Origin of the sequence: Parafrankia colletiae, assembly GCF_001854655.1 — a bacterium.
Classification (GTDB): Bacteria; Actinomycetota; Actinomycetes; order Frankiales; family Frankiaceae; genus Parafrankia; species Parafrankia colletiae.
Map to the genome: position 1 here is coordinate 1 of NZ_MBLM01000095.1, position 1426 is coordinate 1426.

General features: G+C 71.2%; 1 protein-coding gene and 1 pseudogene. Both read right to left on the reverse strand.

What is annotated here, in order from left to right; translation table 11 throughout:
* Positions 1-48 precede the first annotated feature (48 nt).
* Positions 49-465 (reverse strand): ester cyclase, encoded by a 417-nt coding sequence (locus CC117_RS10225; RefSeq protein ID WP_071083505.1) that lies wholly within the window; start codon positions 463-465, stop codon positions 49-51.
* Between the two features lie 145 nt (positions 466-610).
* A pseudogene (locus CC117_RS37375) lies at positions 611-1426 on the reverse strand (hypothetical protein); the annotation flags it as partial.

A 1426-nucleotide genomic window follows, 5' to 3' on the forward strand; every position in this document is an offset into this window, starting at 1 on the left:
CGGGAGGTGGCGGTGAACCGCCTCAGTCTCCGTCGAAGCCGGGGCGGTTCAGTCGGGGCGGAGCTGGCGCAGTAGGCGGGTCTCGTCGAAGTAGATGCGGTTCTCGGTGACCAGGCCGCCGTCCACCCGGTACACCTCGACGATCTGYAGGGTCACGAGGTTGCCGCTCGCCGGGATCGGCTCACCGCCGGTGGCCGTGAACGGGCTCGTGTGCCGGGCCGTCAGCGTGGACTCCTCGACGACCAGCGGGCTCTGCTCAACGAGAAGGTGCGTGTCGACCTCGATGTCGCCGAAGGCGGACAGGAAGGCATCGCTGTGGTTGACCGCCGCCTCGCGGCCGATGAGGTGCACCCCGCCGGGCGCCTCCATCACGACATTCTCGGCGAGCAGTCCGAGCAGTGTCTCCCGGTCACCGGTCTCGAAGGCGGCGATCACCCGCCTGACCGTGTCCAGCGCGTCACTCATGCCTCCCATCCAAGCCCATGGGCCCCCGCCACATTCACGATGGTGAGGAGTGCGGGCCCTGCTCGGCGCACTAGGACAGGGGCGGGGCAGCCTCGTCCCCCCGGGTCTGGTTCCGAGTGCTGGCGGCCGGGGTCGTCGTCGATCCTCACGTGGCCGATGGCGATGGCGACACGTCGGGAGGTGCCGCGGAGGTGGTGGCCGGCGTCGGCGGTGTGGAGGTGGACGGTGGGGCGGGCGGACTGGCCGAGGCTGCCGGCGGACTGGCCGGCGGGGGKGGGGCTGGGGGTGTTGTTGTGGGGGCTGGTGGCCTGGGTGCGAAGGCGGCGGGGGTGATGTTGCGGATCCGTAGGCGAATGTGGGTGGGGCAGTGCTGGTCGGCGGGTGTGGCTTTCAGCGTGAGGAGGAGGGCGTTGTCGGGCAGGTTGGCGTTGGCGAGGCTCGTGCCGGGGATTCGGGCGAGCAGCGCCGGCGTGCCGGCTTCTTGATCGTCCTCAAGTTGCAACCTGGTTGATGCGACGGGTGTGCCGCTGGTTGTGGTTGCGGTGGTCTCGACGGTGACGGTGGTGGTGCGCCAGGGTCGGCGGGTGGTGGTGATGTCGAGGGCTTCGGCGCCGGGGGTGGCCGGGTCGAGGTCGGTGACGGTGACGGCGAGGTCGTCCGCGCGCAGTGGGTGGCAGGCTTCCAGTTCCCATTCCTCGTCGGGGTCCGGCGTCGGGGGTGGGGTGGGTCCTGCGGGTGTCGGGTCCGGGCTGGATGTCGGTCCGGCGGGTGGCGGGCTGCCGGGGCTGGTCGGGGGCCTCGTCGGCGTGAGCGTGACGATGGGGATGTCGCCGAGCCCGGAACCTTCGAGCCCGTTGGGGCTGGCGGTTGATGCGGTGGTCTCGGGAATCGGATCGCCGGTGCCGCTGGTGCCGGTGTCACTGCTGCCGCTGCTGTTGCCGGTGCCTGTCTGGGGGGTGGC